Here is a 12,586-nt window from a genome sequence, read left to right as displayed (position 1 = left end):
GGATGGCGAAGGCCATCCTCTTTGTTATTTTGCATCAAATGATTTTAAATTGTCACGACGGATTTTGTCTTTTTCTGCATCTGATTTTTTGAAATTATAGTCATATAGAGCACCTTCCCAATCACCGTACATTGGATTAGGGAAAATGATGAATTTCTCACCAAATTGTGCTTTTGATTCTGCTACTGTTTCATTGCGATCTTTTACAGATTTTCCATCAAAACCAGTGAAATCAGATAAGTTGTCACCGAAGAATAGGACGATGTCATGTGTTTGAGAAACAAGTTCACGACGCTTTTCTTTCCCTTTTTCTTTCGGGTCCTGTAGTAATATATGTTCTTTCGTCGCTTGAGGAGCACCTACGCGCTCAAGGTTTTTAATTGTTGCATCTAGTTGATTTGTTTTACGATTTGAGATGTAGTAAATATCTACACCTTTGGACTCTGTATATTTTAAGAAATCAATAGCGCCTGGAAGAGCTTCAGCTTCAGCCTTATTAATCCAATCGTCCCATTTATAAGGATAGCCTTTTCCTGTTTTTACGCTCATTGCTTGATGGGGACTGTTATCTAAAACAGTTTCATCTAGATCAAGTACGATAGCAGGTTTTTTTTCTGTCCCTTTTGCAAGAGCTGCATCAAGCTTTAATTGACCAATATTGTAGCCTTGGTAGTAAAGTGCTTTCGTTTCACCAGCTGTTTGATACCATAAATCGGCCATCAATTGCTGGTCTGTTAATTGTACTTTCTCTTCTTTTGCCACTGTTTTCTCAGCTGTTCCTGAACATGCTACAAGCGATGTGGAAAGAACGGCCACAGATAATAAAGTGGTAATGCCCCTTTTCATCTTCATATGTATCCTCCTTGATGTTAGAAAATCATCTTATATTATATATTAAAATATAAAATTTTTTTTATGAACATTTGCATATTGTCTTTTGTATATATAGTAGTATGTCCTATATTAGAAAGATGGGAAAAATAACAAAAAGTGATTTGACGTGTTTTATTGTCGAAATGACAATTATAATTGACAAATATATCTTTGTTATTTACAATTTTAACTAAATAAAACAAATGGTGGATGGGGGATCATGATACGTATAAAAGATTGAAATATAGTACTATATTTTATTTCGAACAATCATAGTCTTTAATAGAGAGTACGAATGATACTAAAGGGGAGGCTTTATACATTGAGTTTACAAATTCAAAACTTAACAAAAATATTCGGAGAATCTAAAGCGGTTAATGATTTGCAAATCTCGTTACCGAAAGGTGAAGTGTTAGGGTTACTTGGCCGAAATGGTGCAGGGAAAACAACGACAATTAAAATGTTACTAGGTTTATTAACGCCAAATGAAGGTTCTATTACGTGGGATGGAAAATCATTTGGTGATAGCGGGGTAACAATTGGATATTTACCAGAAGAAAGAGGATTATATACAAAAAGTAGAGTAATAGATCAGTTGCGATATTTTGGCAGATTAGAAGGAATGACGAAAAAAGAAGTGGATCTTGCAATTGATTACTGGTTAGAGCGCTTAGCAATCCCAGAATATAAATTCAAAACAGCAGGAGAACTTTCGAAAGGGAACCAGCAAAAAATTCAATTGATTGCTGCTCTTCTTCATGATCCAGAACTTCTTATTTTGGATGAACCATTTAGCGGACTTGATCCAGTTAATGCTGGAATGTTGGCTAGTATTATTGGAGAACAAGTACAGAGCGGAAAGACAATTATTTTATCTAGTCACCGTATGGAGCAAGTGGAGGCTTTTTGCCAACATGTATGTATTTTGAAAAAAGGTGAAGCAGTCGTAGAAGGACAATTAAGTGATATTAAGAAAGAATACGGTTTTCGTAATTTAACAATCGAAGATACAAAAGAGAATGAAAAAGGATTAGAAGCTATACATGTTTCATATGAAAAACAACAAGGCCTTCTTTATGTGAAAGTACAAGATGATGCAGAAGCTCTAAAGATTTTGCAACAATTGCAAGAACAAGGTGTTGGTTTACGACAATTTAAAATGTTAGAGCCGACGTTAAACGAAATCTTTGTAGAGAGGGCGAAATAAAGATGCGTAAATTTTCTCATGTATTTTCATTTTATTTTAAAGAAGCATTTTTATCTAAAAAATCATTAATTACGAGTGCGATTTTATTTTTGGTTGTGTTTGGGATTTTTGCATTTAATCATTTTACTTCAGGCGATGATAAAAATAAGGATAAAGATAAAATTGCAGTTGTAGTAGAGAGCTCCACATACAAAGTACAAAAAGAAGAGCTAAATAAGCTATTGCCATCAGCAAAAATAACGGTTGGTTCAAAGGATGATTTTGATAAACTGCATAAGCAAGTAGAAGAAGGCGATTTAGATGGTCTATTCCATGTGACGGAAAAGGATGGGACTCCAGCAGTTACATATATGTATAATGGATTTCCAAGCCAAGCAACTTCTGCGATTATGGCGGGTTATTTAAAACAACAATATACGAAGGTGACGATTGTAAAAAATAATGTTTCACCAGAAATTGCGCAGCAATTACAAGCAGAAATTCAAGTGAAGCAAGAAGCGATAAAAGATCGTACATCTTCTTTCGGAATTGCATATTTCTTTACATTTGCTTTGTATATGTTTATTGTAGCTTTCGGAAATACAATCGCAATGAATATTGCATCTGAAAAGGCGTCACGTGTAATGGAAGTAATGCTTCCGAAAGTAAAGCCTCTTACGATGATGTATGCGAAAATTTTGGCGGTTGTTTCAACGGCGTTATTACAACTTGTAATATTGGCGTGTGGTTATCTTATTCCTTATTTGTTAGGTTGGGTCGATTTAGAAAGTGCTTCATTACTTGGTGTTCCAATTGACTTTACAAAATTAGATGCAAAGGTTATAAGTATGTTTCTTGTTTATTTCATTACGGGGTATTTACTTTATGCGATGATGTACGCTGCGGCTGGAGCTGTTGTGTCTAAGACAGAGGATTTACAAGCTGTATCTTTCCCGATAATGATTTTGATCATGGCTGCATTCTTCATTAGTATTAAATCATTAAGTGATCCAAATAGTACTATTGTTGTTGTAAGTTCGTATGTTCCGTTTTTCACACCAATGGTTACCTTCTCGCGGATTGTAGCTGGTGAAGCAGGTATGTTAGAGATTACGATAACATTAGTAGTTTTATTGGCGACGATTGGTATATTAAATGCGATTACAAGCCGTATCTATGTAAACGGTGTAATGAATTACTCTGATAAAGTGAAGTTTAAAGATTTGGCGAAATTTATAAAGCGTCAATAATAGAGGGAAAGCATGATTTTCTAATGGAATCATGCTTTTTCTTTACCCCGCTATTTGTGGGCAGTAAAACTCCCATCTCAAAATTCAGCTGGAGCAAAGAAGTTAGATGGGAGTCGGGCTGCCCGTAAACGCCCGATTGGTGAAGGCAAATAATCAGTGGGGGATGAACAAAACCCCCACTGATTAAAGTTTCACTTTATGTATAAATTAAAAATAGTATATAATGATAAGAGTTGTCTTTTAATAGAATGAATAAAAAGGAGGGTGTGCAGATGGGAATTAGTAGTCGTTTTACAGTAGGTGTTCATATGTTAACGTTACTTGCAATAGATCGAAACTCTCGCTGTACCTCTGAATGGATTGCTGGTAGTGTGAATACAAATCCAGTTGTGATTCGTCGCATTACAGGAATGTTGAAGAGAGCAGGACTTGTTGATGTACAAGCTGGTAAAGGTGGTACGACACTTGCTCGTGATTTAGATGAAATTACATTACTTGATGTATATAAAGCTGTGGAAGTTGTAGAAGAAGGACATCTATTTTCTTTCCATGAAAATCCCAACATTGAATGTCCAGTAGGAGCTAATATTCAATCGGTATTAGAGATTATTTTAATACAATCGCAAGAAGCGATGGAAAACGTACTTGCAAATGTAACGGTGCAGCAATTAGTTACAAATTTAAAGTCGAAAATTAAAGAATAAAAAAAAGCGAGCTTCCTCATGATGAGGGCTCGCTTTTTTTTATTCGGAAATATTGGAAGTTCTATTTTTCCGTATTTAAAATAAACTTTCCTACAACAGCTGCTACGATACCACCAAAAATTGGGGCAACGATGAACACCCATAGTTGAGAAATTGCTTCTCCGCCAGCGAATAGAGCTGGTGCGATACTACGAGCTGGGTTAACAGATGTTCCAGTTAATGGAATACCTAATAAGTGAATTAATACTAATGTGAAACCAATTACTAGTCCAGCTAAAGAAGAACTTCCCTTTTTACCTGTTACAGCAACGATAACTAAAACAAATACGAAAGTTAAAATGAATTCAACTAAAAATGCTCCAGATAAACCAAGAGTTCCAAAACTATTTTGTCCTAAATTATCTAAAGGTAATTTAGCAGATCGTAAAATTGTTACTAACGTTGCAGTTCCTAATAAACCACCTAAAATTTGAGCTAATAAATAATAGCTAAGTTCCATAGCGTTCATTCTTTTGTTGATGAACATAGCGATTGATACTGCTGGGTTAATATGACATCCAGAAATTGTTCCAATGCTATATGCCATAGCCACGATAGATAATCCGAAAGCCATAGCGATACTTAATGTTCCAATTCCTTCAATTCCGCCACCAATGACAGCTACTCCAGTTCCGAATAATACAAGTACAAATGTACCAATAAATTCAGCAATTGCTTTTTTTAACATAATTTACCTCCTATTAATGCACATGAAACGTATTATAACATAGGTTTTAGTATAAACAGCTAATAAAATACTATTCTGATAAGGCGAAATAGGGAGATAATAAAAATAGATATGGTTCTATGAAGAAGAACCATATCTATTTTTATGCTGATTTTTTTTGTTTAATGACTGGAACAGAACGGTTTAAAACACTATTTACGATCATTCCTAGCATGATAATAATCATCCCAATCAGTGACAGCCCGCTAGGGAATGAACCATTTAAGAAAATAATCTCACCAAGCACAGTGAAGACCATCGTTCCAGCTTGTGTTGCTTCAACAGCTCCAAGTAAAGCAAGATTGTCTTTTGCTAAGTCAGTAGCAAAGAAAAATGTCATCGTCGCAATAACTCCGGAACATAATGCTAACAAAAATCCTTGCATCATTTGACTTGATGATGGAATACCGGTAGTGGAAAATCCGTATATACCAAGTAGGATTGTAATAGGGAGACTTCCGATTGCCATTCCTAATACACGTTGGAATGTATCAAGACGCCCGCCAACAAGTTCCATCATTTTTCGGTTACCGAACGGATATAAGAAAGCCGCTAATACGACAGGTAAAAATCCCGAGATGAACTGAGTCATTGTAATATGACCCGCTGCAGTCGCTTGCATACAAATTACACCAAGTAAAATAAATAATGCTACATATAAACTGCGAAGTGGAATTTTTCCACGTACAAGTTTTGTACCTGATTTTGTTTCTATTTTAACGAAAAATAATGGTGATAGTAGTAACCCTGCTAATATCGTAACTTGCCAAGTTCCAGCAACGAGCCAAGCTGGAGAAAAAACAGCTGCGAAACTTAATAAAGAATAGAAGCCGATGCCAGCGACCGAACCCCACCCGATCCATACAAATGGATGTTTTTTTAATTCTGCCCATAAAGCTCCTAAGTTTTTGCGAAATAAAACGATAAGGAATAAAATAGGGAGAGCAAATAGAAAACGGAAGGAAGCAGTCCAAGCCCAGCTTGTTCCAGATACATTCATTGCTCTGTTAATAATAAAGGTTGCAGAAAAAAAGGCCGATGATAAAAGACCTAGTAATATTGCGCGCATGAAGTATGGCACTCCTTTCGGAATTGAGTATTTATGTATAGTATAATATACTTAAAGATAATAAAAGTAAACTATTTTATATTTTAAGGTGGTTTTTATATATGAAAGAAAATGAAGATATGCAAACGAAAGAAGTAATTCAGCAAGTAGGTCAGCTATTAAGACAAATTCGAAATGAACAAAAATTAAGTTTAGAAGAATTAGCCCAAAAAACAGGGGTTAGTAAATTAACATTAGGGAAAATTGAGAGAGGCGAAACGAATCCAACGTTAGCTGTCATTTGGAAAATAACGAAAGGGTTATCGATTCCTTTATCGAGATTAATGGTTGTTGGAGAACCTGTAGCTGTTGCGCGCTGCGGAGAAGGATTTGCAGTAGATGTAGGACAAGCATGGCATTTAGAAACGATGTTCCGTTACACGAAAGAAACAGGGATGGAAATGCACCGTGCTTGTTTAAGAGCGAATAGTATATATGAACCGGAAGCTCATCATGAAGGAGCAATTGAGCTTGTAACAGTAATGAAAGGGAAAGTTTCTATTCAAGTTGAGAATGACGTATATGTGCTAAATGAGTTTGACTCCATTCAGTTTGAAGCTAATAAGAAACATAGTTATAAAAATGAAGAGGATGAAGTAGCGGTATTACATTTAACGATGAAATATTCTTCATGAAAAAATCCCCTATAGAAAAATCTATAGGGGATTTTTTATACGCTATGCTCAAATATATGAAAGAATGTTATTAGTAAGAGCGTGGCATAAGTAATAAACAAATAAAATAAACTAAAAACCCCGTCCCAAAACATAAAATAGCAATGACCCAAAGTATGCGAATGAGAGTAGAGCTAATATCAAAATATTCTCCTAAACCACCGCATATACCAAATAACATTTTATCAGTTTCGGATTTATATAACCTCTTCGACATATTATGATCCTCTCCTTTTTATATCACTGCTGTTATGTATGAGTGATACAGTGTACTTTTATTCTATATGGAAATTTATCCCGCATTAACGGGCAGTAAAACTCCCACCTCAAAATTCGGCTGAAGCAAAGAAGTTAGGTGGGAGATCAACTGCCCGTAAACGCCCGATTGGTTCAACTAATAATCAGTGGGGGATGAACCCCCACTGATTATAGTTTCACTTTATGAGAAGACCATTAGGTTATATTACATTTTTTTGTGAAAGGACAATACAGTGGATTAATTGTCTTAATTTTCAGTTGGTATTAAAATGAAAATGAGGGTGTGACGTATTTTCTAATATAAGGTGGGGAAATGGTAATGACATTATATTGGTTGACTAATGTAAAGCTTGAAACAGGTTATACATATGAAGAAGCGAAAATTTCACAAACGGAAACTGAGATATGCAGTCTTCTTATTGAAGATGGGCGAATTAAAAGAATTATATCGGGAATCGCCCAAGAGGAAGGAACGTTAACTTTTGATGCTAATCGTTTATTAGTTTTACCAGCTTTTGAAGAGATGCATATTCATATTGATAAAACATATTATAGTGGGCCTTGGAAAGCTTGTATGCCAGCAGAAAATATTTTTACACGTTTTAATGAAGAAAAAACGATTTTACCAAAGCAATTAGCAACTGCTCAAGACAGGGCGGAAAATATGCTAGAGTTATTGCTTCGAAATGGCGCAACAAATATTAGAACGCATTGTAATGTGGATCCGGTTATTGGACTTCGTAATTTAGAGGCAACGTTAGCGGCTTTAGGAACATATAAAGATCGGTTGTCTGGTAGAATAGTTGCATTTCCGCAACATGGATTATTGCGAAGTAATTCTATGCAACTTGTGAAAGATGCGATGCGTATGGGCGCACAATTAGTTGGCGGAGTGGACCCAGCTACAGTAGATAATGATATTGAAAAATCATTACATACGATTATGGACATTGCGGTAGAGTTTAATGCGGATGTTGATATTCATTTGCACGATGCGAATAACCTTGGAACGTTTACAATGAAGAGATTGGCAAGTCTAACGGAAGAAGCAGGATGGCAAGGTCGTGTAACAATTAGTCATGCGCTTGGACTTGGTGGTGTTACTAATAAAGAAGCTGAAGAAGTGGCAGAAAGACTAGCAGCATTAAAGATTGATATCACTTCAACCGTTCCAATCGGTAAACAAGTAATCCCAATTCCGTTACTAGATCGAAAAGGAGTTAAAGTTTCATTAGGAAATGATAGTATTACAGATCATTGGTCTCCGTTTGGCACAGGTGATATGCTTCAAAAGGCAAATCGATTGGCAGAACGATTTGGTTGGAGTGATGAAAAATCTTTAGGAAAAGCTCTTCGTTTTATTACAGGAGGGAAAGCTACGCTAAATGATGAAGGCAAGAGATTATGGCCAAATGTAGGAGATGAGGCAAGTTTTGTCTTGACGAATGCAACATGCGCCGCGGAAGCAGTGGCTCGTCAAACAGAGAAGCGTGTAGTTATGTATAAAGGGAATGTTGTTATAGGGGATTTAGATCAAGTGAAATCTGATAATCTTGTATAGAGGAATCGTTTAGATGTTTTGAGAAGGGTTCTAATTGTGAAAATAGAACCCTTCTTTTTTATTTAGTAGAAACAGGGAAGTACTATACTTCCTTATAAGGAAGCAAGAAGGGATGAAAAGTTTGGACAATCAACATAATCAAAATCATATTATGGGAACTTTGCAATGGTTTATTTTTTTATTAGCAAACTCAATCGCGCTACCAATTGTCGTTGGCGGATTATTTCATCTTACGACGGAAGAAGTATTTTATTTAATGCAGCGTACGTTTTTCGTAGTTGGTATATCTTCTTTTTTACAAGGATGGCTTGGACATAAGCTTCCGATTGCGGATGGACCAGCTGGATCTTGGGTTGGTGTATTTACCGTGCTTGCTTATGCAACTGTAGGGCAGGATCAATTACATAGTACGTTGCAAATTTTAGAATTAGGAATGATGGTTGCGGGAGTTGTTTTAATAGGGCTAGGAGTAACGGGAGTTATCGGGCGTATTTTATTTTTATTTACGCCGCTCGTGACAGGGACGTTCTTACTTTTATTATGTTTACAATTAAGTGGTGTATTTTTAAAAGGAATGCTAGGAATTACAGCTACTGTTTCTCAAATTGATGGATTTACAGCATTAATTGCTTTTGGCATATTTTTATTCGTAGTCATACTCTCCAACTTCGGAAAAGGGTTTGTTAAAAGTTATGCGGTTTTAATAGGGTTAATTAGTGGCTGGATTATTTTTCTCATTGCAGGAAAAGTGACGATCCCATCTCAAGTAACTCATTTTGTGCAACTTCCACATATATTCGCGTGGGGAATTCCAAAATGGAATACAGGTATGGCTGTATCAAGTTTCGTTATGGTATGTATTTTAGTTTCAAATACAGTGGCAGCTATTATAGCAATCAATCAAGCTACCATTCATAAAGCGACTATTGAACAAAAACAGTTGGAGGATGGAACGTGGGTTGGAGGGATTTCACATATCATTTCCTCTGTATTTTCAACTGTAGGTGTCGTTCCACTACCAGCAACGGCAGGTTTCATACGTTTAACAAATCAAAAGTACATGCGTTCATTCTTATTTGCATGTGTACTATTAGTCGGTATGTCGCTGTTTCCAAGTATTATCCGCTACTTAGCCTCTCTGCCATCCGCGGTCGCATCTGCGGTTTTAATGGCTTCGTTCGTGCAGCTTATTGGAATTGGATTTCATAATATAAAACAAGTACCACTTAGCGAAAGGAATGTAACGATTTTAGGAGTTGCTATATTATTTGGAAGTGGTGTTATGTTTTTACCGTCTGGAGCACTCCAATCCTTGCCGTCTGTGATGCAATATATATTCGGAAATGGTTTGTTCGTAGGTACAGTTGTCAGCATATTACTAGAACAAATATGGCGTACTGAAAAGTAAGTGGATAAAAAGAGTGTACGCACTGTATAAAAGTCTAAAATAACATAAGAAATAAAGCCCATTTTCATTCACCACCTGCACATTTCGTTCATACAATATCTTGACTAAATAAACACCCAACTTACACATATACAGCTCTGGCTTAAGCAAGGAGGGTTATACCAGTTGAAGGAAAAAGCGTATCAATCTAAACCGTTACTCACAAAGAGAGAAAGAGAAGTATTTGAATTACTGGTTCAAGATAAAACGACGAAGGAAATTGCAGGTGAACTGTTTATAAGTGAAAAAACAGTACGTAATCACATCTCAAACGCAATGCAAAAGCTAGGGGTTAAAGGACGTTCACAAGCAGTTGTTGAGCTTCTTCGTATGGGAGAGCTAGAACTATAAGAAAGCAGCCGACTTTTATACAAAAGGTCGGCTATTTTTCTGTTTGTTTCATGCTCCATGTGAATGATAAGAATGTTTCATACATAAATAGGTAGTAAGGAGGGGATATGTTGAAAAGGGTATTATTAGTTTCAACAAGCGCTCATGATTTAAATGGACACCCGACTGGTTTGTGGCTGGAAGAGCTCGCAGCTCCTTATCATTTATTTAAAAAAGCTAAGTTCGATGTTGATATTGTGTCGATAAAAGGTGGGAGAGTACCAATTGATAGAGTGTCTATTCCGAATGGCATACCTCGTGAATTTAAGCATGTCGCTTCTTTATTGCAAAATACGAGGGCGATTTCAACTGTTCATTCTTCAGAGTATGATGCGGTATTATTTGGTGGTGGGCACGGGGCGATTGTAGATTTTCCAGGTAATCCATATGTCGCAAATTTAATTGAGAATATGTACAATAATAACCGGATCGTAGCGGCTGTTTGTCACGGGGTAAGTTCTTTAGTTGGTGTGAAAAATAAAGATGGCTCGTTTTTTGTTGCCGGTAAGCGTATAACAGGTTATACAAACGATGAAGAAAAAGCTGTACATTTAGAAAATCGAGTTCCGTTTTTGCTAGAAAGTAAGTTGAAAGAAGAAGGGGCATTATTTTATGTAGCACCTAATTTCACGCCGCATGTTGTAGTAGATGGGCGTTTGATTACAGGGCAGAATCCGCAGTCTAGTGTGGGAATAGGTAAGGCTATAAAAAGAGTTGTAAATAAATTATAGAAAAGGTGCCCGCTACTAACAAAGGTAGCGGGTACTTTTTATGTATAGCGTAGATTGAAATTGTAATAAACTAAAAAGACGTAATGAGTATAATAACTTCATTTATAAACATTCATGAATTTGCTATACTATTTTGTATGAACAAAAGGGGAGGCTCTTTTAAATGAGAAAAGTAGCGTGTGCAAATACTTATATTAATAAAATAAAGCCCGTTATTCGAAAGACGAGTTTTAGCCAATTAAAAATAGATGAAATTGCGAAATATATGGATATTAGTAAAGCTACTTTATATAAACGTTTTTCTTCGAAAGATGAGATTATTGAGGCAGTAGTAGAGGATTTTATAAACTATCTTCTTGAAGGAGATGCGGATAATCAAGATGAAAGTATGTCGTTTGCAGAACGTTTCCAAAAGACGTTTATCCATTCTTTAAAATGTGTGACGTATATTTCGGATGTCTTTTTACAAGATTTGAAAGAAGCGTATCCGCATTTGTCGGATCAATTAGTCGCTGCACAACAAAATCGCAATCGTAATTTGCAAATGTTTTTTGAGTCGGGTATGGAACAAGGGTACTTTAATAAAATGAATGCGCAACTATTTATGGTGCAAGATGATGTGATGTTAAGACGCATTATAGATCATACTTTTTGCATTCAGTACGATATTACGTTAAAGCAAGCGATACTTGATTTCTACAATTTGAAGAAATACCAACTGTTTAAACCGGAATTTTTAGATGTAGTTGATGATTCTGAAATTGAAAAAGAAATTATAGCTAATTTACAAATGATTTCGTAAAAAAAGCAGATTTCCCTTACTAGAGGGAAATCTGCTTTTTTAGTACATATTATTTTTGCAACTGTTTTAATACTAATTCAGCTACTGGACCACCTGAAGCAGGGTTTTGACCAGTAATTACACGATTATCTTCTACAGCGTAAGCTACCCAAGGTTGCGCAGCTTTTTCGTAAAGTCCCCCATATTTAACGAGTTCATCTTCTGTTAAAAATGGAACGAATTGATCTAATTCAGCTAGTTTCTCTTCTTCATTTGAGAATCCTGTTACTTTTTTATCGTTAATTAAACGATCCCCGTTACTTAATGTGATATGGAATAAACCAGCAGCTCCGTGACAAACAGAGGAAACAATTCCGCCATTTTCATAAATGTTGCGGCTAATAGTTTGAAGTTCTTTGTTTTCTGGGAAGTCCCAAATAACTCCGTGACCACCCGCGTAATAAATAACAGCGTAGTCTTCTTGATTCACTTCACTCGGTTTCATTGTAGAACCGAGACGATTCATAAATTCTTTCTTTTGATACCATTCCCAATCAATGCTCTCCGCCATCGCTAAACTATGCGGATCAATCGGTGTATAGCCGCCTTGTGGACTGACATAATCTACTTCGTAACCAGCTTCTTCTACTTTTTTAACGAAATGGACAGCTTCGCCAAGCCAAAGCCCGGTAGCTCTATTTAAATTTGGGTATTTTTCTACGCTCGTTAATACAACTAACATTTTTTTCTTCATCATAATCCTCCTGTAATGTTTCTTCTATATAAAAGTTCTTTATTTACTTGATTGTATTAAGTTAGAAATTGCAAATTTGAATAACCATGTCAGTCCCCCTTAT

The 12,586-nt window shown here is 35.9% G+C and carries 14 protein-coding genes; 9 read left to right on the top strand and 5 right to left on the bottom strand.

The window, feature by feature from the left end; genetic code table 11:
• Positions 1–24 precede the first annotated feature (24 nt).
• The gene (locus tag MR066_RS23635; protein WP_002190803.1) at positions 25–852 is read right to left on the bottom strand and encodes a 5'-nucleotidase, lipoprotein e(P4) family; all 828 of its coding nucleotides are present in this window, start codon (positions 850–852) and stop codon (positions 25–27) included.
• Between the two features lie 343 nt (positions 853–1,195).
• On the opposite strand from MR066_RS23635, the gene MR066_RS23630 reads away from it, so the two are divergent.
• The 3 genes from MR066_RS23630 to MR066_RS23620 all read left to right on the top strand — a co-directional run bounded on the left by MR066_RS23630 (position 1,196) and on the right by MR066_RS23620 (position 4,013).
• Positions 1,196–2,080 carry an ABC transporter ATP-binding protein gene (locus MR066_RS23630; protein WP_061688750.1) on the top strand — a complete coding sequence of 295 codons (885 nt, stop codon included), beginning with the start codon at positions 1,196–1,198 and terminating at the stop codon, positions 2,078–2,080.
• A gap of 2 nt (positions 2,081–2,082) precedes the next feature.
• Positions 2,083–3,309, top strand: a complete 1,227-nt coding sequence (locus MR066_RS23625) for an ABC transporter permease (protein ID WP_061688751.1) — start codon at positions 2,083–2,085, stop codon at positions 3,307–3,309.
• 272 nt (positions 3,310–3,581) lie between these two features.
• The gene (locus MR066_RS23620; protein ID WP_002088848.1) at positions 3,582–4,013 is read left to right on the top strand and encodes an Rrf2 family transcriptional regulator; all 432 of its coding nucleotides are present in this window, start codon (positions 3,582–3,584) and stop codon (positions 4,011–4,013) included.
• Positions 4,014–4,074: 61 nt separating this feature from the next.
• Here the strand turns inward: MR066_RS23620 and MR066_RS23615 are convergent, their stop codons facing one another.
• Together MR066_RS23615 and MR066_RS23610 are read right to left on the bottom strand one after the other, a co-directional pair.
• Positions 4,075–4,740, bottom strand: a complete 666-nt coding sequence (locus tag MR066_RS23615; RefSeq protein ID WP_242248707.1) for an MIP/aquaporin family protein — start codon at positions 4,738–4,740, stop codon at positions 4,075–4,077.
• Positions 4,741–4,882: 142 nt separating this feature from the next.
• Positions 4,883–5,848, bottom strand: coding sequence for a DMT family transporter (locus MR066_RS23610; RefSeq protein WP_002129291.1), 966 nt, complete (start codon positions 5,846–5,848; stop codon positions 4,883–4,885).
• Positions 5,849–5,949: 101 nt separating this feature from the next.
• Here MR066_RS23610 and MR066_RS23605 point away from each other — a divergent pair, with 101 nt between their 5' ends.
• On the top strand, positions 5,950–6,522 hold the full coding sequence (locus tag MR066_RS23605; RefSeq protein ID WP_002034214.1) for a helix-turn-helix domain-containing protein: 573 nt from the start codon (positions 5,950–5,952) through the stop codon (positions 6,520–6,522).
• Between the two features lie 70 nt (positions 6,523–6,592).
• Here MR066_RS23605 and MR066_RS23600 read toward each other — a convergent pair whose 3' ends face one another.
• Positions 6,593–6,778 carry a PspC domain-containing protein gene (locus tag MR066_RS23600; protein WP_002129290.1) on the bottom strand — a complete coding sequence of 62 codons (186 nt, stop codon included), beginning with the start codon at positions 6,776–6,778 and terminating at the stop codon, positions 6,593–6,595.
• Between the two features lie 360 nt (positions 6,779–7,138).
• Between MR066_RS23600 and MR066_RS23595 the strand changes: the two genes are divergently transcribed.
• The 5 genes from MR066_RS23595 (at position 7,139) to MR066_RS23575 (ending at position 11,750) form a co-directional block, all read left to right on the top strand.
• Positions 7,139–8,380 carry an amidohydrolase family protein gene (locus tag MR066_RS23595; RefSeq protein ID WP_242248706.1) on the top strand — a complete coding sequence of 414 codons (1,242 nt, stop codon included), beginning with the start codon at positions 7,139–7,141 and terminating at the stop codon, positions 8,378–8,380.
• A 112-nt stretch (positions 8,381–8,492) separates the two neighbouring features.
• Complete coding sequence (locus MR066_RS23590; protein WP_215600731.1) at positions 8,493–9,788, top strand: purine/pyrimidine permease; 1,296 nt, start codon at positions 8,493–8,495, stop codon at positions 9,786–9,788.
• A 165-nt stretch (positions 9,789–9,953) separates the two neighbouring features.
• Complete coding sequence (gerE, locus tag MR066_RS23585; RefSeq protein ID WP_000659484.1) at positions 9,954–10,178, top strand: spore germination transcription factor GerE; 225 nt, start codon at positions 9,954–9,956, stop codon at positions 10,176–10,178.
• 107 nt (positions 10,179–10,285) lie between these two features.
• Positions 10,286–10,948, top strand: coding sequence for a type 1 glutamine amidotransferase domain-containing protein (locus MR066_RS23580; protein WP_193662576.1), 663 nt, complete (start codon positions 10,286–10,288; stop codon positions 10,946–10,948).
• 163 nt (positions 10,949–11,111) lie between these two features.
• Positions 11,112–11,750, top strand: coding sequence for a TetR/AcrR family transcriptional regulator (locus MR066_RS23575; protein ID WP_002192450.1), 639 nt, complete (start codon positions 11,112–11,114; stop codon positions 11,748–11,750).
• 49 nt (positions 11,751–11,799) lie between these two features.
• Here MR066_RS23575 and MR066_RS23570 read toward each other — a convergent pair whose 3' ends face one another.
• Positions 11,800–12,483 (bottom strand): type 1 glutamine amidotransferase domain-containing protein, encoded by a 684-nt coding sequence (locus MR066_RS23570; protein WP_242248704.1) that lies wholly within the window; start codon positions 12,481–12,483, stop codon positions 11,800–11,802.
• Positions 12,484–12,586: the final 103 nt, after the last annotated feature.

Source organism: Bacillus cereus group sp. BfR-BA-01523 (assembly GCF_022662615.1).
GTDB classification, from domain to species: Bacteria; Bacillota; Bacilli; order Bacillales; family Bacillaceae_G; genus Bacillus_A; species Bacillus_A mycoides.
The sequence above is the reverse complement of the archived record's forward strand: the minus strand, read 5'-3'. Positions and strand labels throughout refer to the sequence as shown.

Bases quoted from the DNA above. Each gene is read 5' to 3' on its own strand.
- MR066_RS23590 (WP_215600731.1), top strand. From the start codon at position 8,493: ATGAAAAGTTTGGACAATCAACATAATCAAAATCATATTATGGGAACT.
- MR066_RS23615 (WP_242248707.1), bottom strand. From the start codon at position 4,740: ATGTTAAAAAAAGCAATTGCTGAATTTATTGGTACATTTGTACTTGTA.
- MR066_RS23605 (WP_002034214.1), top strand. From the start codon at position 5,950: ATGAAAGAAAATGAAGATATGCAAACGAAAGAAGTAATTCAGCAAGTA.
- MR066_RS23575 (WP_002192450.1), top strand. From the start codon at position 11,112: ATGAGAAAAGTAGCGTGTGCAAATACTTATATTAATAAAATAAAGCCC.
- MR066_RS23600 (WP_002129290.1), bottom strand. From the start codon at position 6,778: ATGTCGAAGAGGTTATATAAATCCGAAACTGATAAAATGTTATTTGGT.
- MR066_RS23580 (WP_193662576.1), top strand. From the start codon at position 10,286: ATGTTGAAAAGGGTATTATTAGTTTCAACAAGCGCTCATGATTTAAAT.
- MR066_RS23625 (WP_061688751.1), top strand. From the start codon at position 2,083: ATGCGTAAATTTTCTCATGTATTTTCATTTTATTTTAAAGAAGCATTT.
- MR066_RS23570 (WP_242248704.1), bottom strand. From the start codon at position 12,483: ATGAAGAAAAAAATGTTAGTTGTATTAACGAGCGTAGAAAAATACCCA.
- MR066_RS23635 (WP_002190803.1), bottom strand. From the start codon at position 852: ATGAAGATGAAAAGGGGCATTACCACTTTATTATCTGTGGCCGTTCTT.
- MR066_RS23610 (WP_002129291.1), bottom strand. From the start codon at position 5,848: ATGCGCGCAATATTACTAGGTCTTTTATCATCGGCCTTTTTTTCTGCA.
- MR066_RS23620 (WP_002088848.1), top strand. From the start codon at position 3,582: ATGGGAATTAGTAGTCGTTTTACAGTAGGTGTTCATATGTTAACGTTA.
- MR066_RS23595 (WP_242248706.1), top strand. From the start codon at position 7,139: ATGACATTATATTGGTTGACTAATGTAAAGCTTGAAACAGGTTATACA.